Source organism: Paenibacillus cremeus (assembly GCF_007786445.1).
Lineage (GTDB): Bacteria > Bacillota > Bacilli > Paenibacillales > NBRC-103111 > Paenibacillus_G > Paenibacillus_G cremeus.
Window position 1 is genome coordinate 1 of the sequence record NZ_VNJI01000054.1, and the last position, 21,264, is coordinate 21,264.

At 42.1% G+C, this 21,264-nt stretch carries 21 protein-coding genes and 1 pseudogene; 21 read left to right on the forward strand and 1 reads right to left on the reverse strand.

The annotated features are described in order from the left end of the window. Positions 1 to 125 precede the first annotated feature (125 nt). Both FPZ49_RS37680 and FPZ49_RS28825 read left to right on the forward strand, forming a co-directional pair. The gene (locus tag FPZ49_RS37680) at positions 126 to 347 is read left to right on the forward strand and encodes a group II intron maturase-specific domain-containing protein (RefSeq protein WP_222429983.1); all 222 of its coding nucleotides are present in this window, start codon (positions 126 to 128) and stop codon (positions 345 to 347) included. 181 nt (positions 348 to 528) lie between these two features. Then, a pseudogene (locus tag FPZ49_RS28825) lies at positions 529 to 2,013 on the forward strand (IS1182 family transposase). A gap of 132 nt (positions 2,014 to 2,145) precedes the next feature. Here the strand turns inward: FPZ49_RS28825 and FPZ49_RS36115 are convergent. Further along, on the reverse strand, positions 2,146 to 2,307 hold the full coding sequence (locus FPZ49_RS36115) for a hypothetical protein (protein ID WP_186446158.1): 162 nt from the start codon (positions 2,305 to 2,307) through the stop codon (positions 2,146 to 2,148). Between the two features lie 243 nt (positions 2,308 to 2,550). On the opposite strand from FPZ49_RS36115, the gene FPZ49_RS28830 reads away from it, so the two are divergent. The 19 genes from FPZ49_RS28830 to FPZ49_RS28925 all read left to right on the forward strand — a co-directional run bounded on the left by FPZ49_RS28830 (position 2,551) and on the right by FPZ49_RS28925 (position 21,262). Further along, positions 2,551 to 3,321 (forward strand): YveK family protein, encoded by a 771-nt coding sequence (locus FPZ49_RS28830; RefSeq protein WP_186446159.1) that lies wholly within the window; start codon positions 2,551 to 2,553, stop codon positions 3,319 to 3,321. Continuing rightward, positions 3,302 to 3,976, forward strand: coding sequence for a CpsD/CapB family tyrosine-protein kinase (locus FPZ49_RS28835; protein WP_144853778.1), 675 nt, complete (start codon positions 3,302 to 3,304; stop codon positions 3,974 to 3,976). Before FPZ49_RS28830 ends, FPZ49_RS28835 begins: the two co-directional genes overlap by 20 nt. A gap of 79 nt (positions 3,977 to 4,055) precedes the next feature. Next, positions 4,056 to 5,300, forward strand: a complete 1,245-nt coding sequence (locus FPZ49_RS28840; protein WP_186446160.1) for an efflux RND transporter periplasmic adaptor subunit — start codon at positions 4,056 to 4,058, stop codon at positions 5,298 to 5,300. A 17-nt stretch (positions 5,301 to 5,317) separates the two neighbouring features. Next, positions 5,318 to 7,018 (forward strand): hypothetical protein, encoded by a 1,701-nt coding sequence (locus tag FPZ49_RS28845; RefSeq protein WP_144853782.1) that lies wholly within the window; start codon positions 5,318 to 5,320, stop codon positions 7,016 to 7,018. A gap of 80 nt (positions 7,019 to 7,098) precedes the next feature. Then, positions 7,099 to 7,287 (forward strand): hypothetical protein, encoded by a 189-nt coding sequence (locus FPZ49_RS28850; RefSeq protein ID WP_144853784.1) that lies wholly within the window; start codon positions 7,099 to 7,101, stop codon positions 7,285 to 7,287. 84 nt (positions 7,288 to 7,371) lie between these two features. Continuing rightward, entirely contained in the window at positions 7,372 to 8,154 is a 783-nt protein-coding gene (locus tag FPZ49_RS28855; protein ID WP_144853786.1) for a hypothetical protein, read from the forward strand. Continuing rightward, entirely contained in the window at positions 8,154 to 8,423 is a 270-nt protein-coding gene (locus FPZ49_RS28860) for a PqqD family protein (RefSeq protein ID WP_144853864.1), read from the forward strand. The genes FPZ49_RS28855 and FPZ49_RS28860 overlap by 1 nt, the downstream gene beginning before the upstream one ends. A 48-nt stretch (positions 8,424 to 8,471) precedes the next feature. After that, positions 8,472 to 10,277, forward strand: a complete 1,806-nt coding sequence (locus tag FPZ49_RS28865) for an ABC transporter ATP-binding protein (protein WP_144853788.1) — start codon at positions 8,472 to 8,474, stop codon at positions 10,275 to 10,277. Beyond that, positions 10,274 to 11,269: a nucleotidyltransferase domain-containing protein gene (locus FPZ49_RS28870; protein ID WP_144853790.1), complete on the forward strand. Its 996-nt coding sequence runs from the start codon at positions 10,274 to 10,276 to the stop codon at positions 11,267 to 11,269. The genes FPZ49_RS28865 and FPZ49_RS28870 overlap by 4 nt, the downstream gene beginning before the upstream one ends. Before the next feature lie 8 nt (positions 11,270 to 11,277). Next, a complete protein-coding gene (locus tag FPZ49_RS28875) occupies positions 11,278 to 11,937 on the forward strand; it encodes a CHASE3 domain-containing protein (protein ID WP_144853792.1) in 660 nt (219 codons plus the stop codon). Between the two features lie 233 nt (positions 11,938 to 12,170). Beyond that, positions 12,171 to 14,111, forward strand: a complete 1,941-nt coding sequence (locus tag FPZ49_RS28880) for a lasso peptide isopeptide bond-forming cyclase (RefSeq protein ID WP_144853794.1) — start codon at positions 12,171 to 12,173, stop codon at positions 14,109 to 14,111. Between the two features lie 31 nt (positions 14,112 to 14,142). Then, complete coding sequence (locus FPZ49_RS28885) at positions 14,143 to 14,274, forward strand: paeninodin family lasso peptide (protein WP_144853796.1); 132 nt, start codon at positions 14,143 to 14,145, stop codon at positions 14,272 to 14,274. An 80-nt stretch (positions 14,275 to 14,354) separates the two neighbouring features. Next, positions 14,355 to 15,284, forward strand: coding sequence for an aldolase (locus tag FPZ49_RS28890; protein ID WP_144853798.1), 930 nt, complete (start codon positions 14,355 to 14,357; stop codon positions 15,282 to 15,284). Between the two features lie 2 nt (positions 15,285 to 15,286). Next, positions 15,287 to 15,562 carry a lasso peptide biosynthesis PqqD family chaperone gene (locus tag FPZ49_RS28895; RefSeq protein WP_261381674.1) on the forward strand — a complete coding sequence of 92 codons (276 nt, stop codon included), beginning with the start codon at positions 15,287 to 15,289 and terminating at the stop codon, positions 15,560 to 15,562. Next, positions 15,556 to 16,005 carry a lasso peptide biosynthesis B2 protein gene (locus tag FPZ49_RS28900; RefSeq protein ID WP_144853802.1) on the forward strand — a complete coding sequence of 150 codons (450 nt, stop codon included), beginning with the start codon at positions 15,556 to 15,558 and terminating at the stop codon, positions 16,003 to 16,005. Before FPZ49_RS28895 ends, FPZ49_RS28900 begins: the two co-directional genes overlap by 7 nt. 41 nt (positions 16,006 to 16,046) lie before the next feature. Then, entirely contained in the window at positions 16,047 to 17,846 is a 1,800-nt protein-coding gene (locus tag FPZ49_RS28905) for an ABC transporter ATP-binding protein (RefSeq protein ID WP_144853804.1), read from the forward strand. 846 nt (positions 17,847 to 18,692) lie between these two features. Beyond that, positions 18,693 to 19,421, forward strand: coding sequence for a glycosyltransferase family 32 protein (locus FPZ49_RS28915; RefSeq protein WP_144853806.1), 729 nt, complete (start codon positions 18,693 to 18,695; stop codon positions 19,419 to 19,421). Then, entirely contained in the window at positions 19,418 to 20,035 is a 618-nt protein-coding gene (locus FPZ49_RS28920; protein WP_261381675.1) for an acyltransferase, read from the forward strand. The genes FPZ49_RS28915 and FPZ49_RS28920 overlap by 4 nt, the downstream gene beginning before the upstream one ends. Positions 20,036 to 20,062: 27 nt before the next feature. Further along, positions 20,063 to 21,262 (forward strand): glycosyltransferase, encoded by a 1,200-nt coding sequence (locus FPZ49_RS28925; RefSeq protein ID WP_144853808.1) that lies wholly within the window; start codon positions 20,063 to 20,065, stop codon positions 21,260 to 21,262. Positions 21,263 to 21,264 lie beyond the last annotated feature (2 nt).

The window sequence follows — 21,264 nt, forward strand, 5'->3', positions numbered from 1 at the left end:
GATCAGTTCCATGAAACGGTAATCGGGTCACCGCAGGGCGGAGTGATATCTCCACTGCTTGCAAACATTTATTTGAATCATTTCGATTGGAGTATGAAGGAATTGGGCTTCGCCGTAGTACGGAGATGATAAAGCAATTAAATGAAGTGGTGCGAGGATTTGGCAACTATTTCGGGATAGGAAACGTAAAGAAAAAGTTTCTGGCATTAGACAAATGGACACGGATGAGGGTTCGCGCCTTTATACGGAAAAAGAAGTCGACGGTCTCAAATTCACTGCTTCCAAACAAGTTGTTGGAGGAAGTGGGAATGGTATTTCTAACAAATTTACTCACCACACGTTTCTAATTCAGGAATGAAATTTGCAGCCTGGCGACGGGTGAAGACGACTCGCTCCTGAAGATGGGGAACTGACGAAGGAAAGCCGTGTGCGGGAAATCCGCATGCACGGTTTGACGGGGAGTCCGAGGGAGTAATCCCTCGTCTTACCCTACTATACTGGTAAAAAAGGAAAGTGAGTTGAACGTGGTTGCTTCAGTCAGCTAGACAAATAAATGCATCATTCCATGCGGAATTATATAAATTCATTCCTGAAGACCATTTGTTACGTAAAATTAATCATATCGTAGACTTCGGCTTCATCCATGATTTAGTGAAAGCATCATATTGTATTTTTTACGGCAGGCCGGCTAACGAGCCGGAGCTGCTGTTTCGTCTGCTGTTTTTACAGATTCTCTACAATCTTTCAGACGAGCGAATTATCCAGGAAACACAGGTTAACTTGGCCTACAAATGGTTCGTCGGGTTGAACCCTGAAGATACGCTGCCGGATGTGTCACAACTATCGCGTTTTCGCAACCTCCGCCTAGGTGCAAACAACATCGACGATGTGCTGAAGCATGTAGTTAAGCAGTGTAATGAGCATGGCCTCATTAAAAGCAAGACCATCATTCTGGACGCCACACACACTCAAGCAGCCGCCCAAAAACAAAAGCCGCTCGATGTGCTTCGAGATGCAGCCAAACGCCTTTTTCGCATTGTGGTCAAGCGACATACGAAATTAGAAAATAAACTGCCTGCATTACCCAAAGTGAAGAGTAGTGAGCCTGAAGCGGAGCGACTCATGCTTCGCTAATTGAGCTCGGAGAAAAAGTCGAGCAGCTGTTGCCTGACCACGAGATAGCCGTCAGCGAGAAATTACATATAGCAAAACAGATTGTGGAAGATGAATGTTTTCTGTCAAAAAAAGGGATACGCTCGGCTATTGACCCAGAGGCTCGGTTCAGTTGGAAGAGCAGTACTAAGTCATTTTTCGGATACAAGGATCACTTGGCCATGACAGAGGAGAAAATTATCACAGCGGCGGAAGTAACGCCAGGGACAAGCGACGACTGCAAGCAGCTTTCTACTCTTTTGACCCAATCCAAATCAAACGGCATAGAAGTAAAGGAGATCATTGCAGATACAGCCTATTCAGGAAAAGATAATTTAGCTGAAATGAAATAAGGAAACGAAACTCCCCATTGTCCCGCTAAACCCCGTTGTCCATGAGGGAGGCGAACGTCAGGAAGGATTTACATATAACAAAGATGCCGATTTCGTCATGTGTCCCGCGGGCGAACATAGCGTACGGAAAGCTATCCAGGGCAGCTAAACAAGCGAGCAAAGTCGCTCGTTAGTTTATTATTTTAATGTGGAGAAATGCAAAGCATGTCCACTACGCGAGGGATGCTACAAGCCGGGGTCCAAAAGCAAAACCTACTCCATCCGAATAATTGCTGAGCACTTTCAAGAGCAAATTGAATTTGAGCTTAGTGATACGTTTAAAGAACGGAACAGACGCAGACCCATTATTGAGCACAAGAATGCAGAAATGAAACGATACCACGGTATGGACACGGCCAAATACCGAGGTCTATTTCGCATGCGAATACAAGCTTTGCTCACCTCATTCGTCGTTAATGCCAAACGAATGGTTAAGTTAATAGAACAGAAGCAGCCCGCCCTTGGGTAAGGGACGAGCTGCTTCTGTTCTTTCCATTTCCATTTGTAGAAGCTACTCATTTTAAAAGTAAGGCTTTTGCAGGGATCTCAATTCGGGTGCTTTTTGCTGTATTCAAAGGGGTGTTTTCTAACCTCTCTTTGATCAGTGTGAGTCCGGGGGGCTATTAATCCAAGGACCTGCTTCCTCAACAATGAATTCGGTACCTGAATCGTGTTGATAATCTGACTTCCATTGTAGAAGTCGTTCTTTATTGATTCCAAGCTGTTCGGCGATTAGACCTATATCCAATTGAATCTTATTCATCAAGCAACCTCCTGACATTTGTTCTCTAAAGAGAACTTTATCTGTAGTATATAGCAACGATTTGCTTAAATAAACTGCAATTTGAACCGAATGTTCCTAACAAAGAACCATTTAAGACCAACTTTCTTTAATTTACTTCTAGTTTCTTCATAATTCGTTCTTTACAAAAAACATCTTTGTTTGTTATAATGAACACAATGTTAATTGATGTACCTGACATTTAAGTTGAGTTGGAGGGATATAATGGAAATTAATCTTAGAGAATATTACCGAATGATTAAGAAACGTCTATGGATTATTGTTTTAAGCGTAGTATTGAGCACTATAGCTGCAGCACAATACAGCAACATCAATTATCAGCCGGTTTATCAGGCATCCACTAAGCTGATCGTGAATACTGTCGCTACAGATGGAAATGGAGGCAGAGGACCGATCGATCTCGGAATGATGGCGATGGGGGATAGCTCACAGCAAATTAATATGTATAAAGAAATTATCAAAACCCCCGCCATTATGGAAAAAGTCGCACAACGTCACCCCGAGCTAAACATCACCTCTGAACAATTAATCAACTCTGTTAACGTTACCGCAGTCAATAGTACTCCCATCATGGCGATCATAGCCCAATCCTTTTCACACGAACGAGCAGTTAAAATTGTCAACTACGTTACCGAAGTATTTCAGACCGAAATGCCCAAAATTATGAAAATAGAAAGCATCACCATTTTAAATGCCGCCAAATTAACGGACAAACCAAGTCTTGTCAACAAGAAATCAAATCAGCTTATCATCTTGGCCGTCGCAGCCTCCTTAGTGGTTTCGATCGGTATCATTCTTTTCCTGGATTCTCTTGATGATACCTTGAAGACAGAAGAAGATATACGCGAAGTTTTCAATGTAATGACCTTGGCCATGGTTCCCAAAATCAAGGACAGAGAGTTAAGAGTAAAAAAGAAGGCTACTTCATCCGGACATCAAATGGGGGAAGCGCAATATGCCTCGAACAACCGCTAATTCTAAAATGATCATGGCAGCAAACCCAGACTCCCCGATTTCCGAGGTGTATCGGACGCTAAAGCTGAATATAGAATTTTCGGTTTTCGACCGTGAGCTTAAGACGATAACGATTACCTCAGCCAACGATGGGGAGGGCAAAACCACTACGGCTCTAAATTTGGCTGCAGCATATGCAAAAGCCGGAAGGAAAGTCGTGTTGGTAGACGCCAATCTCCGGAGGCCCGCAGTGCATCTTGCTTTTAATGAGACTAATAACACGGGGCTATCGAATTATTTGGCCGGTATGAGTACAGTAAATGACATTATTAAACAATCAAAAGTTCCGAACCTGACCTTTATAGCCTCAGGTCCTATTCCGCCGAATCCATCGGAATTATTGGCATCTGAACGAATGAAGTCGCTCTTGGCTGAATTAAATGAGCAATACGACGTTGTCATTATCGACACCCCGCCTGCTCTTTCATTAACCGATGCTAGAATTATTGCGACTAAGTGTGACGGTGTACTGCTCGTCGTCAATCAAGGCAAGCTGAAACGAACGGAAGCCAAGAAGCTGAATGACGACCTTGTTCATTTAAAGGTAAACCTGATCGGGGTCGTGTTCAATAAGATGAACACCAAGGATGCCGCAGCATATCTTTATCGTTCCTAACCAAATTGGACGTTAATGGGGAGAGTTCAAAGGCATGAGGCAAAAAAGAGTAAAGCCGCGATTCTGGCGGAAATCAAATATGAAAACGATAAGTATGCTTACCCTTTGCCTGGCTATTATCGCCGGCTGTAAATCTTCCGGTCCTGAGGAACAGCCTGCTGGTTCGGAGCAAACGCTGAAAACCATAAAGGTGGAAAAGGTCGTTAAGCAGAGAATTGCCGATCCGGTTGTACGTGCCGGAGAAGTCCAATTTGCCCCATATGATGTTATAGCCAAAATGGGGGGAGAAGTTCAGCAAGTTCTGAAAAAACGGGGCGATCTGGTTCAGGAAGGAGATGTCATTATGACGCTCGATTCCAGCGATGCCAAATTCCAGCGTGATAAAGCAGCCATGGCCGTCGAAAACGCGCAGAATGCGATTACTCAAGCTAAAGTGCAGGCGCAAAAGGAAGTGGAGAAAAGTAAAGCAGAGCTTCGTTCCGCTATACAGAAGTCGGAGCAGAGCGTTGTCGAGTTGACCAGAAGCTATAATAAAGCAAGAAATGATCTCGATGTCGGGCAGGCTACGAAAATTCAGGTTTCACAGGCGGAATCCCAGCTTAATAATGCCAGAAGGGATTTGGAGCAGCTTAAACAGCAGCAACAACAAATTCCACAGCCGACGGTTTCGACAAAGGACTTGGAGCTGAGTCTTAGAGAAGCCCAGATGTCTCTGCAGGAAGCGGAGAAGGCGGTCGCAGCCCTTGATGTAAAAGCTCCGGTGAGCGGAATTTTGACGGAAATGCCGGTTGAGGCACGAATGAGTCTTCAGCCGGGAGCTAAGATTGGTCTGATTCAGAAGCTAAGCCCTACGGTCATTAAAGCACAGTTAACCGAAGACCAGACGAAGCTCGTCAATGCAAAAAGCCAGCTTTCTTTTACAGTACAGGGAGCGAGTCAAATTTTTAAAGGGAAGGTCAGCTATCTTTCGAAGGTGATCGATCCAGAAACGAAATCTTATGAATTGGACGTTGAATCGGCTATCAATGACATGACTACTATGAAGCCGGGCATGAAGGTACAGCTTCAGTTGACGGATGAACAGGATCAAATGGCTCTCGTCGTTCCAACCTACAGCATCGTAAAAGAAGGCGAGGATTCCTCTGCCTTTGTTCTGACTGGTGATACTGTGGAGAAACGAAAGCTGCAGCTTGGCAGATTAAACGATCCATTCCAAGAGGTACTGGGTGGAGTTGCTGAAGGCGAGCTTGTCATCACCTCCAACCCCGCTCAGCTAAAGGACAAAGAAAAGGTTAACCCAGGCCTCATTGAGGGGAAACCATAAATCGGAGGATGGAAGAAGTGAGAATCAAATGGACAAGACATATTGCAACAGCCGTTCTTTCGACCTCCCTCTTAGCTTTAACGGGGGTCTACGTCAATGCAGATGAAGCTCCTGCCGTGCCCGCTTCGCCTAATTATCACTTAACGGATGCCATAAAGGCTGAAGTGAAAAGTGTATTGAATGAGCAGACTCCAAATGGAACGAGACTTGGCGCCGTCGTTCGTCTTTATAATCAAGGCAGCAGGATCACCGCGGTTCCGGAGGATGAAGTAAGAGTGAGAACCGATGACGGAGTCGAATATGCGCTGCGTCCGAGTACTGCTAATGCAAAAGCCATCATGCCGAAGGAAAAGGTTGAATTAAGCTATTTAGCTGTAGTGGACCGAGAGGACCCTTTCACATTATCCAAATTATCTTGGCTGGATGTGGATCCTTACGTTTATCCGAGGACGGAAAAATTAGATTTGTCCATTCCCATTCCATCAATGGAATGGCATGGGGATAGCGCTGACATTTCTAATCCCTCATCCATCAAAACGTGGGAGCAGTCGTTTACGATACCAGGGTTATCTAATGCTATACAGTACAAACCAATCAATATTCTTAAGCAGAACACACCACAGGGACCTGCATCCGTCTTAACCCTGCTTGCTGAAAACAAGGGCACCACTCAACAATCCATACCTGATTTTCGCATTGACGGCAAATCGGCCACTAAAGTTTACAATGGAAAAAAGGTGGAGAAAGATGCGATTAGACTTGAAGCGGGTGAAAAGCAGTATATTCATTTCGCGATTCCTACGCAAGACAAAGACGAGCTGAAAAGCCTGAATGTCCTTACTTTGGAGAGCTTCACCGCAGACAATCAAAATGTGAGCTATGCGATCGGACGATTAAATATTCTGCTTCCAGACAACGCCGCTAACTTGATGTTTAATCAAGCGGAAATCTACAAAAAGGATACGCCTATTTCGTTTGATCCGTTGAATAAGCTGATTCCTGCGAATGTCAATGTTTTGCTTGAGGAACTGCAGATGCATGGAAGCGGAAAAGATGGTTATAAGGCAGTAGTCGCCAAATTTAAGCTGCTGAATAACAGTGACCAGCCAAAGCCGATTCCTAATTTTTCGGCGGAACTGACTAACTCCAGTGGCTACGGATATTCCGGCACCCGCCAAAGCCTTGGGCTCCAGACTTTAATTCCGGGTATTAATTATGTCATCTATTATACCTTCGTCGTACCCGGATCTGAGTCAGGTGAACAGCTGATGCTGAAAATTTTGGATGGTGTTAGTGCGGCACCCTTCAACATCCCAATCGCTGCTATCCGGACCCAAATTCAAAGCAGCCCGGCAGATGATGACCTGGTCTTCTATCCATTCCATGTGAAGGTCAACGATTTCAATATCGCAAGAACGTATACGATGGGCACTCCGTCTTATTCCAATAAACTGACTATGGATATGACGATTAGTCAGGATAAGGCCATTGTCGATCCCAACTTCTCGAAGATGAGGGTGGAAGTGAGCGATAAAGAAGGCAAATTGTTAGGCTCTCAAGCCTTCTCACTCGCCGGCGACAATAGGTTGGGCACGGGAGATCCCGCGGTTACATTCAGCTCCGATCAGTTAGTTACAGCATTAACCGTCAAGATTTACGAAACGATCGATACGCCTTACGGAGAGGCGAAGAGATTGCTGAAAACGATGCAGTATTGATGATGTTTACAGATGTCGGGGTGTTCTGTATAAAAGGAATGAAAAACGTTCTCTACCAAGGATGGAGAGGAGGTGTATTCATGGATGAGGTGACTAGCTATACAACCAAAGCATACAGTCGGCCTGTAGTTTTAAAGCACCAGCCGCTCCGGTTCGAGACGGCTCAAAGCTGGAACAAGGGAGTTGGAAACAAAAACCCCAGCTCCAATGGCAATGGTGGAGTGAACTATCCTAATGACCCCAGACCGGGTAAAAAGCCGCATAAGTAAGATAAGATTCTTTTTACGGGGCCGGTGGTCATGGTACCATCGGCTCTTAAAAACGAGCAATCCTATTAGTGAAGGGGATTCATTATGGATTATATCCAAACCCAAATTGGGGAGCACCACATTCGCTTGGAGAACGTGCCGGAAAGCCTCATGAAGCTGTTTCTAAGGAGCTATCCCTTCTATGATGATCCTGAAAACGAACCTGACATCGTGATTCTTATCGAAGAGGGCTATGGAGTTCCTTTTGTTGATTATGAAGTCAGCATTAAGAAAGAATCGGATAAAATCTCGTTCTGCAGAGCGGATTACTTGATCGAGTCAGACCGGTATTATAAAAATGCGAGGATCTTCGTGCATGATGAATTGGCATTAAAGCACGCTTTGATTAGCCTCTATAGTTCCTATATCGCTTATCACAATTGGGGGCTATTACTTCATTCCTCTTGCGTGATCGACAATGGCAAAGCGCATATTTTTGCGGGCCATTCGGGGGCCGGCAAATCGACTGCGGCCAGACTCTCGTACCCGAGGACGTTGCTTTCGGATGAGGCGACGATAGTGAAAATCACTTCGGATGAGGTTACCGTGTATAATTCTCCTTTTCGCAGCGAGCAAGAGCCTACGGATTTGGCGGGGTGCTATTCACTCAGCAGCATTCAGGTTTTGGTTCAAGCGCTTCATAACCAGAGGTTACGTGTAAGAAAACCAAACGGACTTCTTGAACTTATGGATAAAGTATTTTATTGGCCTCATAGCTCTGAGGAAACCGGAAATCTCCTAGGATTATTGAATATTCTAGTAAATCGCGTTCCGGTATATGAGCTGCATTTTCAATATAACAATAAGTTCTGGGAGCTGATATCTTGATGCTTCAGTATATACAGAAGGGTAACTATGACGCTATTGAGCTTGAAGGGGAATGGATTATTTTAAATACCTCCGATTATACTGTTACCAATTTAAATGAAGTAGGCGGCTATTGCTGGTCCTTGTTAAATGAAGCACAAACTGTAGCGTCCCTCGCTAGGGCAATCCAAGGGAAATATGAATGGGTTTCCGAAGAAAGCGTTGATGCGGATTTGGAGCAGTTCTTATCGGATTTAAAGCAGTGCGGATTGATCCGGCATGCGGATTGAGCATGCTGCAAAAAAACTTTCAGCGTATTGGAGCAGGAGAGATTTTCTATGACATTGCGAATAAAACGGATTTCTTCCGTCTATATAAAGCAGTACTTTGCTGCGGAGGATATACGGCTGGCTTTCTCTATATTGATGCCATATATCCTTCGGCAATGGAAAGCATATGTGAGTCTGTTCGCTTTCATGTGGATCGACATTTCACTGACCTTGGCCTACGCCTGGTTCTTTGGTGCGGTCACGGATGCCGCCATTCATAGTGATTTCCATCGATTGAAATGGCTTGTTCCGTTAGGGGGGCTTTTCCTGCTGCTCAGCGTGGGGTCAACTTACTTCGGGAATTATGCGGAAACGATTTCAGAAACCGGAGTTAAGAATGACCTTAAGGCGGATTTATTGAAGCATATCCTGCTCCTCCCTTTCAATACCATCTCCAATCTCCGCTCCGGCGACCTTTTATCCCATTTTACTAATGATATTCATGCTATCGATGGTGTCATTGGAAGCAGCCTGATGAATCTCATCCGACTTCCATTTATCTATCTGGCCGTTTTTATTTACTTGATGCAAATCAATTGGACCTTGTCACTGATCAGCTTCCTTGTCGCTCCGGCAGCTCTATTGGCGGGAGCCGTATTCGGCTTGCTGCTTCGACGCAACAGCCGATTGATTCAAAGCTTGCTGGGAAACATGAACACACTGCTGAGTGAAATCTTTCACGGTTATTTAGTTATTCGTTCTTTTACGATGGAGAAATCGGCATTCAAAAGGTTCACTGAGCAAAATCGCGAACTGCTCTCGTTGGAGCTGCAAAATGCAAAGCTGAGAGGGCTGTTTCATACGGGAGGATACGCGATCAGCTCTATTATTTTTCTCCTAAGCCTCAGCGTCGGTGCCTACTTCATATCCATAAAAGTGATGTCAGTTGGTGCACTTCTGACATTTATTAATTTGGTAGACCATCTGATCTACCCTTTAACAGGGCTTGCCGGTCAATGGGCTAATCTTCAACGTTCCGTTGCAGCGGTAGAAAGGCTTTCAAAGGTCTTAAAGCAGACTCCTGAATCACCCAGAATGCCTATTTATTACTCCTCCATGCCATCCATAAGAACCATTCATTTGCAAAACGTTACCTTCAGCTACGATAGTCGCAATCCGATTTTCGATCAATTCCATCTTCAGATTCCCGCAGGAAAAATCGTGGCCATAGTCGGCCCAAGCGGAGCGGGAAAGACAACCCTATTCAATCTCCTTCAAGGCTTCTACAAGCCCCAAGCGGGGGCTATATGGATTAATGGCAGCCGCACAGATAAGTATTCCACCTCCCAATTAAGAAGCTTCTTTGCTTATGTACCTCAAGAAACCTTCTTGTTCACCGGAACCATCAGAGAAAATCTGATGCTGGCCCGGCCCGGCATTACCGAAATGTCCTTAGTCCAAGCGGCGGAAGCAGCCAACATTCATCCGTTCATTTGTTCCTTACCGGAAGGGTATGAGACGAAGATCGGGGAGGGAGGCGTCCAATTATCCGGAGGCCAAAAGCAGCGGTTGGCTATTGCGCGTGCGCTTCTGAAAGATGCGCCGATCCTGCTGTTGGACGAGGCCACATCCGCATTGGACAATGAAACCGAATATCAGGTAAAGGAGGCTTTGGGCCGGCTGATGAGCAATCGCACAACGCTCGTAATCGCCCACCGGTTATCGACCATACGGAACGCCGATTTGATTATTGTCTTGGATCAGGGCCAAATTGTGCAGATGGGCCGACATGAGGAGTTGATTGATGAGGACGGACTATATCGTAACTTAAATCAGGTACAGGGTCACAATCGGGAAGGGGCAATGGTCAGTTGATTATCCAATTTGTTCAAATTCTCTATGGGCCACAAGAACGGCTGCCGGTCGATACGGCGTTTTATGAGCATGTGCTGGCGGACATTGAGTTCTTTGGCATATCTTCACAAATCTATTCTTTATTGAAGCAGCGGGGGCAGCTGGATCAAACACCGCGATTCTTTCAGGAGCGGCTGAAGCAAAATTTTAAAGCTATCGTGTTTCAAAATATGTTTGTGAAAAGTCAATTAGAAGGTATCCTAAACAAGCTGGAAGAGACAGGCGTCGATGCGATACCGCTCAAGGGCGTATTATTCGCTGAGAAATACTTTGGGCATCTGGGGGCTAGGGGCACGTCGGATATTGATCTACTGATTAAACCACAGGATATGGAGAGAGCCATAGCTTGTGTCAAATCGCTTGGATTTGACACGGAAGTGGAGTTCAGCCCAGACCATTTTCATAGGGAATTCATTAAGCAGTTTCCTGGCGGTCTTCGTCCATTGATGGTTGAACTGCATTGGGATTTGCTGAAACAAAAAACGTCCGATCTAAGTATTGAGGAGTTTTGGTCACAAGCTAAGCCACTGGGGGCTTATCGGCACATCAAAGAATTTTCCGAGCATCATAATTTTTATATGATCTGTCTTCATGGGTGGAGGCATAACTTAAATTCTTTGAAGTATGTACTGGATATTTTACAGATGATCTATGTACTGCGGGACGAATTGGAATACTCCGCTTTATTTCGCGATGCCGCGGCACACAAAACTTTACGCAGAATGAAGTGGACGCTGGCGACTGTATATAAGTGTGTTCCACAACTAAACGGAATAAAGAAGCTGCCGCTGACAAGCGACCGGCTATGGTGGAGTTACAATGCCATTAGGGAATTAAAATATAATAAAATTAACCAATATTTGAATATCATTTACTCCCAATTTCTGATCTTTGATTCGATCACCCATGGCATTCAAGCGGTGAGGAGCGAGCTCCTGCCCGCAAAAAGGTAGGTGGACGTATGAAGTTTACTCCGATCAGTATGAAAATCATCAAGAACATGTTGATTGTTATCACGATCCTGGGAGCTTTAAACGTCACAACTCTTTATTGTCTCAAAAAAATCGAACATTCCTATTCGGACCTTTTTAATCGTCGGCTGCAGATAATAACGATTCTTCAAGATTTGCAGACTGATGTATCTGAGCAAAATTTTAAATATCAGGCGTATTTATTTACGAAAAAGCCTGACTATTTACAGAAAAGCCTCCAGATTAACGTTCGGATCAATGAAGAAGTAAACAAGGCGATGCAATTAACCATTTTGGAAAAAAACAAAGAAATGCTGAAAAAAATAGCTGCAGATAATGAAGAATACAGAAAGAAAAACAGCGAGGTTTCAAGCATACTTCCGACTGATCGGGATGAAGTCGCCAAATTATTTAGCTCCCTGTTGCTTCCTGTCGCTGAAGAAATGATGGCAGCTTCCCAAAAGCTCATACAATATCATCTGAGTTACATGGAGAATGGCACGTCCTTCAATTCGGAGCTTGTAAATAAAAACATCCTTGTCAGTATTATCATAATGCTAATAGACTTTCTGATCACTCTAAAAATAATTAATTATTACAAGGTTAAGCTGAAATTGTCTGTACCTTCGGTATTGACAGTAAAAAAATAACATGTTATTCTTATTTTGTTCTTAATAAAGAACAAAAATGATCGAAAGTGGAACTATACGTTCTTTGTGGGGAATAAACTTGGATTTAAGTCTCTGACTTTGGAGAAAAACTGATATAAAAAAATATCATAATTTTTATTGATGAAATGTAAGCAAGGTATTGATATTCAGTCATATAATTTATTTCGTTATAAAAACAAAAAATAACCATCAAAAAGAATGAGGGGAAATAGATGAGCGCAATCGTTGGAATATTTCACATGAACAACGAACCTGTAACTAATGAGCATAGCATGAACATTATGGCGGCGCTACAGAAATATCCGGCCGACGATGTCCAAGTATGGCGCAAGGATAACATCTTTCTTGGATGCCACGCCCAGTGGATAACACCCGAATCGATTAACGAGCCGTTGCCCTACTACGATTCCCTAAGGCAGCTTGCGATCACGGCCGATGCGATCATTGATAACCGAGATGAACTTTTCGAATTACTCAACATTGAACGGGATCGGCGACAAGGAATGAAGGATAGCCAGTTGATTTTGCAAGCATATGTTAAATGGGGTGAAGATGCGCCGAAATTTCTTGTTGGCGATTTCGCCTTCATGATCTGGGATGAACGCAAACAACTTTTGTTTGGAGCGAGAGATTTTACAGGAACGAGAACACTTTATTACTTTCATGACCGGTATCGGTTTACCTTTTGCACAACAATAGAGCCGATTCTTTCCTTGCCTTATGTTAAAAAGCAATTAAATGAACTTTGGCTTGCAGAATATTTGGCAATATTGGGGACAATTGATACGGTAGACGCAACGACGACTCCATATCATAACATTAATCTGTTGCCACCTTCCCATAGCATTTCAATAATGGCAAATAAAATTAATATTAAAAGATATGTTTCTATCTCCTTCGGATCTCAATTAAAACTAAAGTCTGATGGGGAGTACGTTGAAGCCTTTAAAGATGTATTCCAGAAAGCGGTGACCTCTAAGCTGCGTACCCATAAAAAAGTGGGTTCATATCTCAGCGGGGGATTGGATTCCAGTTCGGTTGTGAGTTTCGCAGCAAAAAACTCACTGATGAAGAACAAGGAGTTACATACATTTAGCTACGTTCCAACACATGACTTTGTTGATTTTACTCCTAGGTATTTGACAGCGGATGAACGTCCTTTTATTAAATCTACAGTAGATTATGTAGGGGGAATTAAAGACCACTACTTGGATTTCCAGGGGAAAAGTCCTTTTACAGAAATTGATGATTATATAGATGCTCTAGAGATGCCATATAAGTTCTTTGAGAATTCTTTCTGGATTAAAGGTATTTATGAGAAAGCGCATAAGCACGAGATAGGTGTCCTTCTAGACGGGGGAGCCGGAAACTTCACGATTTCGTGGGGGTCAGCTTTTGATTACTATTCGATCCTATTAAAGAAGTTGCAGTGGATACGTCTTTTTAAAGAGTTGGATAGTTACAGCAGATATGTAGGCGGTCCTAGATTGCGCATGTTGCCTGATGTTCTTAGAGCAGGGTTTCCAATCCTCAACAAAGTGTTTCCGCTTGGTAAACCGTTTAAACTACCCACATTGATAAATTCAAAGTTTGCGCAAAGAACAGGTGTTTATGAAAAACTCAGGGAACACGGTTTTAGTGAATCAGGTTGGTTCCCTAGATCAACTATTTATAAAGAGAGAAGAAGAATATACGAGAATATTTTCTTATGGAATGCGAGCCATATACGAGCTTCTAAAATGTCTTTGCGTCATTCGCTCTGGGAGCGCGATCCAACAAATGATTTACGAGTGTATCGTTTTTGTTTCTCCGTACCGGAAGGACAATATGTTCGGAATGGAGTAGACCGATCACTTATTCGAAGATCTACAGTAAATTATCTACCTGATAAGGTTAGGTTAAATCATAGTGTCAAGGGCATTCAATCCGCCGATTGGGTTCATAGGATGAAGCCTCATTGGGATACTTTCCTGGAAGAATCAGAAATGCTTGCTAGTGATAAGAAATTTTTGGAATATGTTGACGGCCAAGTAATTCGATCAGCGCTTTTGAAGGTTAAAAATGGGCCAATTCCGGAACGTTGCTCGGATGCAGATTATAAGACTCTTATGCGTAGTTTAATTTTATATCGTTTTTTAAAAAAGTTTGCTTAGTATGTATTTTTGCTTGAAAGGAGGTGAGTAAATGAAAAGAGAATGGCAGAAACCTGAGCTTGAAGTTTTGGAAGTTAACATGACCATGGGTCAATCTGATGGGGATTTCACAGATAAAGAATTTCCTGTGAACACACCTAAGAAAGATTTAACTTTCAGCTAAGTAATTATTGCATTTGCTAGAGGCCCTTATACACCTTTTTGTATAAGGGCTTTTAACACCCATGTATTGGAGTGAAATGAATGATTGAGGTTGAGAAAAGACTAATCTATAAGGCTTTTGGATTATTCACTGCTAGTGAAATATCTTTGCCGGAGCTCTCGTTAAATATTGATGGGGCAAATTCAATAGATGTATGTATAGAGTATGGTGATCTAAATGATTTATGGAAACAACGTTCGGAAGAACGGAGCGATTTCTTAATTGATGGCAATATGGTTGTATTCCGGGTCGAAAATATAGGCATATTTGCAATCCAAGATGGGAAAAAAATAACGGTTTCTCCTATACAAGAACCTGATGAGGATATAATTAGACTTTTTGTTCTTGGAACATGTATGGGCGCGATCTTAATGCAAAGAAGGACACTTCCTTTACACGGAAGTGCTATTGCATTCGATGGGAAGGCATATGCTATTGTAGGCGATTCAGGAGCAGGGAAATCAACCTTGGCCACAGCTTTCTTGAATAAAGGCTATCAGCTTCTTACGGATGACGTTATCGCTATAACCCAATCCGAGGATTGCGTTCCATATGTAATTCCATCTTATCCGCAGCAGAAGCTATGGCAAGACAGCTTGATGCATTTCGGGATGGAATCAAGCGGTTTTCGTCCTTTATTCCAGCGAGAGACGAAATATTCAATTCCAGTATCGACCCAGTTCTCCACTGAGTCGTTACCACTTGCAGGGATCTTTGAACTGGTAAAAACAGAGGATCAACAAATTAGCATAAAGCAGCTCTCAATGCTCGAGAGATTTCACACCTTGTACGAACATACATATAGAAATTTTATTATTAATCGTTTGGGATTAATAGATTGGCATTTTCGCACATCTGCTAATATTTTAAATCAATTGCTAATTTTCAACCAAATACGTAGACCTACCTCGGGTTTTAGTGCCCCTCAACTTGCTGAGTTAATTATATCTTCAATAAATAAAGGAGAATGAGCATGATCGATACGAAACAAACCATTGCACAACTAAAGGGAAACATTGTGAGTGATATGGGTGGAGAGAAGGTAATGTTATGTATTAAGAATGGAAAGTATTACAATTTGGGTGCAATCGGTGGCCACATCTGGGAACTAATGTCTGAACCGACCACGATTGAGCAATTGGTTTCCGATCTGATGTCAGTATATGCAGTGGAAAGGTCTGACTGCGAGGAACAAGTGGCTTCGTTTCTTAAGCATCTAATGAATGAGGGATTAATTGAAGCATGTTAAGAAAGATTAAGTCATATCTTTTGCTTAATTCGGAAGAAAAGACTCTATATGTCGAGGCTTATTTCTTTTTAGCATGGGCCCGGTTATTGAAATGTATTCCATTTCGTAAGCTTTCATGTTGTTTGGGTGAACAGATGGATGAGACAACGGAGGATCTGGAAGAGTCGAACAAGAAACATCTGATTCAAATATCTCAATCCATTCATATCATGAGCCGCTACACATTATGGGAAAGCATGTGTTTAGTTCAAGCTATTGCTGCAATGAAGATGTTGGAAAGGCGAAATATTGAAAGTACGATATACTTCGGTACTTCGAAAGATAAGGACGGCAGATTAATCGCCCATGCCTGGCTGCGCAGCGGTCCCTACTTTATTACAGGATTTAAAGGAATGGAAAAGTTTACAGTTGTAAATAAATTTGCCAGAAAGTTAAACGCATGACCGGATTTGAGGGAAACAAATTATGAGAAGGGATCCTAGCAATGAAAAACGTCCTGCATTTTTTTAAAAGCATTCACGCCTTCGCAGGAAATGTACTATTTTTAAACCTAATTGGGATGGTTGTAATAAGCCTGTTTGAAGGGATAGGTATATTTCTATTAATACCGTTAATTAGTTTTACGGGGATATTTGAATTTCGTATGTATGAAACTTCCCCACTGCATTCGTTTATTTATATGTTTCAAGGCATTTCTAAGGATATTAGTCTGCCATTAATTTTGGTGGTATATATTGTATTATTGGTAGGACAAGGATACTTTCAGCGAAAACAAATGATATTGAATGGGAAAATTCAACAAGGGTTTAATCGTAAATTACGAGAAGAAACTTATAAAGCTTTGGTTGAAGCCAATTGGGGATTTTTCCTAAAAAAGAGAAGATCCGATGTTATTAACATAATGACAACCGAACTATCGCGTGTTGCTGGTGGGACGCAGATTTTTCTTCAATTCTTGGCCGCATTGGTATTTACTTTCATACAAATTAGCCTTGCATTCTGGCTTTCAGCACGGATGACCATTCTCGTTATATTATTCGGCTCCTGTCTTATTTTCTTTTCACGGAAATTTATTAAAAGATCAAGTTCATTGGGAAGTGAAACTGTTGAGTTATCTAAAGCTTTTTTAGCCGGAATGACCGATCATCTAAACGGGATTAAAGATATTAAAAGTAATACGCTTGAGAAGTCCCACATCAATTGGGTACGTTCAACTAGCTTTAGAATTGAACAAAATGTAACTCAATTGATTAAATTGAGAACAACATCCCAATTTGTCTATAAAGTTGTGTCAGCCTTTTTAATTACCGGTTTCGCGTATATTTCTATCAAGATGTTTCAAGCACAGTTACCACAGTTAATGTTAATTTTGGCTATTTATTCGAGATTATGGCCAAGAGTCAGCAGTATTCAGTCAAATCTAGAAGAGTTAGGATCGTTAATTCCTTCGTTTCAGGTATTAATCAATTTACAACATGAATGCTTGCGGGCGAACGAATTAGATGAAGAAGACTATGACAAAATAAAACCGATTCTAATTCAAAAAGAGCTTGAATGTCAGAATGTTTATTTTACATATGATCCAAAAGTGTCAACTTATGCACTCCAAAATATCAATATACAAATCCCAGCAAATCAGATGACTGCAATTGTAGGCCCTTCAGGCGCTGGGAAAAGTACGCTAGTTGATCTATTAATGGGTCTAAATCGGCCAGAGAAGGGGTCTGTTCTGATAGATGGAACTCCTTTAACGAAAGATAACATGTTGTCATTAAGGCGTTCGATCAGTTATGTTTCGCAGGACCCTTTTTTGTTTAATGGGAGTATTAGAGAGAATCTATTGTTGGTTACACCAAATGCAAGCGAAGAACAATTATGGGAGGCGCTTGAGTTTGCAGCTTCATCTGATTTCGTAAGAAAGCTTCCTAATGGACTAGATACAATTATAGGAGATCGTGGAATTCGATTATCCGGAGGAGAGCGCCAAAGGATAGTTTTGGCCCGCGCGATATTAAGAAAACCATCGATACTTGTGTTGGACGAAGCCACAAGTGCCTTAGATTCGGAAAATGAAAGTAAGATACAGGCTGCCTTAGATGGATTAAAAGGAACAATGACCATTATTGTCATTGCTCACCGGTTATCTACGATCCGTAATGCGAACCAAGTCATTGTATTGGAAAATGGTAGAGTGGCTCAGTTTGGTGGATTTATGCAGCTCACCGAAGATCATGGAGGCCTGTTCAGCAATTTATTGCAGAAGCAGATGAAGGCTGCCTTATAAAGTTGGTTACTATTGAATAGAAAATGTAATATTGGCAAGTTCCCTAAGAGAAAAAATATGTCGTGATTCCTGAATAGAGAGAACAAAATATTTTGTTCAGTAGTTCGGTAATGTCTTCTGACCGGTATAAACGGAGGCATTCGGCCATGCTGTGGGTTATGTAATCCTAGACTCAAGTTGTCAAGGGTGTGGTGAAAGGACGGGTTTAATGCCCTTAGTAATTGAACATTTTGCAGAAATCTGAGACATTGACTAAGATGAGGCTACAAGCTCATCGGACACTGAGAATAAGGCAAAGATACAAGCAGCCCTAGAGAAGCTAAAAGGATCCATGACAGTGATTATGATCGCTCACCGATCCGACTATATACGTAGCACCGATCAAGTATCATTTTGGATCGGGCTGCGTTGTTCAAAATGGGGCATATATAGCTATTTTGCCACGGATAAGAACGGAGTGCTCTCTTTGTTTTTAGGTAGCCAGATCCCCGATACTTAAATCCTTGCTGCGACGCAATCGTTCATGGAATGAATTATTTCGTTGACATGTTCTCTAAAAAGAACTAAAATAAAAATGGTTCAATATAAAGAACAGAATTTTGGGTGAAATGCAGTTCGTTTCGGGGATGTCTCCTTGCCGCTATCCATGGAGGCACTCGGCCATGCTGTGGGTTGGTAATCAACCTTAGACGCGAGTCGTCGGTGGTGTGGTGTGAGGATGGGTTAGATGCCCAAACTTTAAGGCTTTTAGCTATGGGGTTTTAGCGATAAGACCTTATGGCTAAGAGCTTTAACTGTTTAAAGGGATATAATAGTTCGTGACTTATTATAAGGGGGCGTCATTCTTTGAATAAGATTCCAAAAATCATACATTATTGCTGGTTTGGCAGAAAAGAAAAGCCCGACATCGTCAAGAAATGCATGGAGAGCTGGAAAAGGAAGGGCCCGGAGTATGAAATCAAGGAATGGAACGAAGATAACTTTGATATAAGCTGTAATTCATATGTGAGCGAAGCCTATAAGGTCGGAAAGTTTGCCTTTGTTAGTGATTATGTAAGAGTCTTTGTGCTTTATAACTACGGTGGCATTTACCTGGATACCGATGTTGAAATGTTCAAGCCCTTTGATAATCTTCTACACCATGATTCGTTCTGGGGCTTTGAGCAAGAGAACTTTATCGCTACAAGCACCATAGGGGCGACTAGGGGTAACAAGTTAATTAAGACATTCCTAGATTCTTATGACGGCATTAGTTTTTTAAAAGATAATGGCACCTACAATGACTTGACCAACGTAGCCATGATCTCCAATATCTTACAGGAACAAAAGGGGCTTAAATTAAATGGCCAGCTTCAAGCCATCGACGGTGAAGCCGTTTTTTACCCTCAAACTTATTTCTCCCCCTATGACTATATCAACTGCCGCAAATTTATTACGAACGACACCTATGTGATACATCATTTCTATAAGAGTTGGCTGCCACCATCTGTGAGACTAAAGGGTAATATAAAATCAACACTGGCGAAAATTATTGGCGGAAATAATATTGCCAGAATAAGGGGGCGGCTAAGGTGATAACGAATGTAAGAAAAATCGCTGCAACCCTACTGAGAGAAAGCCGAAATCGAGGGATTTATTATTCGTTAATAATGAACCTGTCCCAAGTGATCGGTTACCTTAGAGGGGGAATCAATAAGCTAATTTATGCGAGAAACATTCGTTCATCCATTTTTGCCCTTCAAGCCAATAGTCGAATCGAAATTTTCAGCAGGCATGCCAAGGTTGTAATCGGGAAATTCGTTTTCATAAGAAAGAACGCTAGCATCCGAGTCGATTTTACTGGCGAGCTGCATATTGAGGATAAAGTGTTCATCAACGATAATTGCAATATCAATTGTGTTAATAAGATTTTCATCGGGGAACATACGAAGATTGCGCCAAATGTGAGCATTAACGATCACGATCACAACTACAAAGGTGAAACCGACCAGCACCTGATTAAAGGCGAAGTCATCATAGGTCGAAATGTATGGATTGGCTCCAATGTAGTTATTCTTCGGGATACTTATATCGGGGATAATGCAGTTATTGCAGCCGGCAGCGTAGTCAAAGGACATGTTCCTGCGAGTACGCTGTTTTTGAATAAAAGGGAACGTAGCTTTATTCCTTATGCGGCTGCCAATCAATAATTAAATCGTTATGGTCTGGAGATACGTATGAAAAAGGATATCTTGTTTTCGGTTTACGACATGGAGATCGGTGGAATTGAACGAAGTCTCATCAATATGCTTGAAAGTTTCGACTATGAAAAGTATAATGTCGATTTGCTGATTTTTCATCATAAAGGAGACCTTCTCGGGCAAATTCCAGATAAGGTTAACATTTTACCGCAAGATTCGAAGTATACCGTGTTCCGCAGACCTGTCGTCCAATGCTTAAAAGAAGGGCACATCTCGACATCGATCATTAGACTGCTTAGCAGAGCGGTCGCAGAGATCAAAGCGAAGCGTAGAAATTTGACCGAGGGCTCCGGCTACATTCAGATGCAACTAGTAATGAAATACTGCTCTTACGTGCTTACTAAACAAAAGAAATATTATGACCTTGCTATTAGTTACGCCTGGCCGCATGATATTATCTCGAATAACGTAGAAGCAGCCAAAAAGATCGCCTGGATTCATACGGACTATAGTGAACTGGAGATCGATAATAAGCTGGATCTAGCTGTTTGGAACAAGTTCGATCATATCGTCTCGATTTCTGATGCGGTGACAAAAGCATTCCTGACTCAATATCCATCTTTAGGGAAGAAGATCTTGCTTATCGAAAATATTACTTCTCCGGCCTTTATCAAAAAAATGGCCGATGAACTCCCCTTACTCTCTGATGAAGAAAGGGATTCATCCTTTAACATAGTCTCAGTCGGGCGATTGTCCTATGTGAAGGGGTTCGATATGGCTGTTCAAGCACTGAGGAAGCTGCACGATAGAGGATTTACTAATATTAAATGGTATATTGTCGGATATGGGGGATATGAAGAAGAGCTAAGAGGGCATATTCGACAACATCAATTAGAAGATAGCTTTATTCTTTTGGGTAAAAAGATGAATCCTTACCCCTATATTAAGGCTTGTGACCTTTATGTTCAGCCTTCTAGGTATGAAGGGAAAGCAGTGACCGTTACAGAGGCAAAAATACTCGGTAAACCAATCTTATTGACCCAATATCCTACAGCCCATAGTCAAATCGAAGAGGGAATAGATGGAATGATCTGTGATCTAAGTGTTGAAGGAATAGCTAATGGAGTTGAAAGATTATATAAGAATAATCAATTAAGAGAAATCTTAATTAACAATATCAAGGATAAGGATTTTGGTAACCATGAAGAACTGCATAAGTTATACCAAATTATTTAACG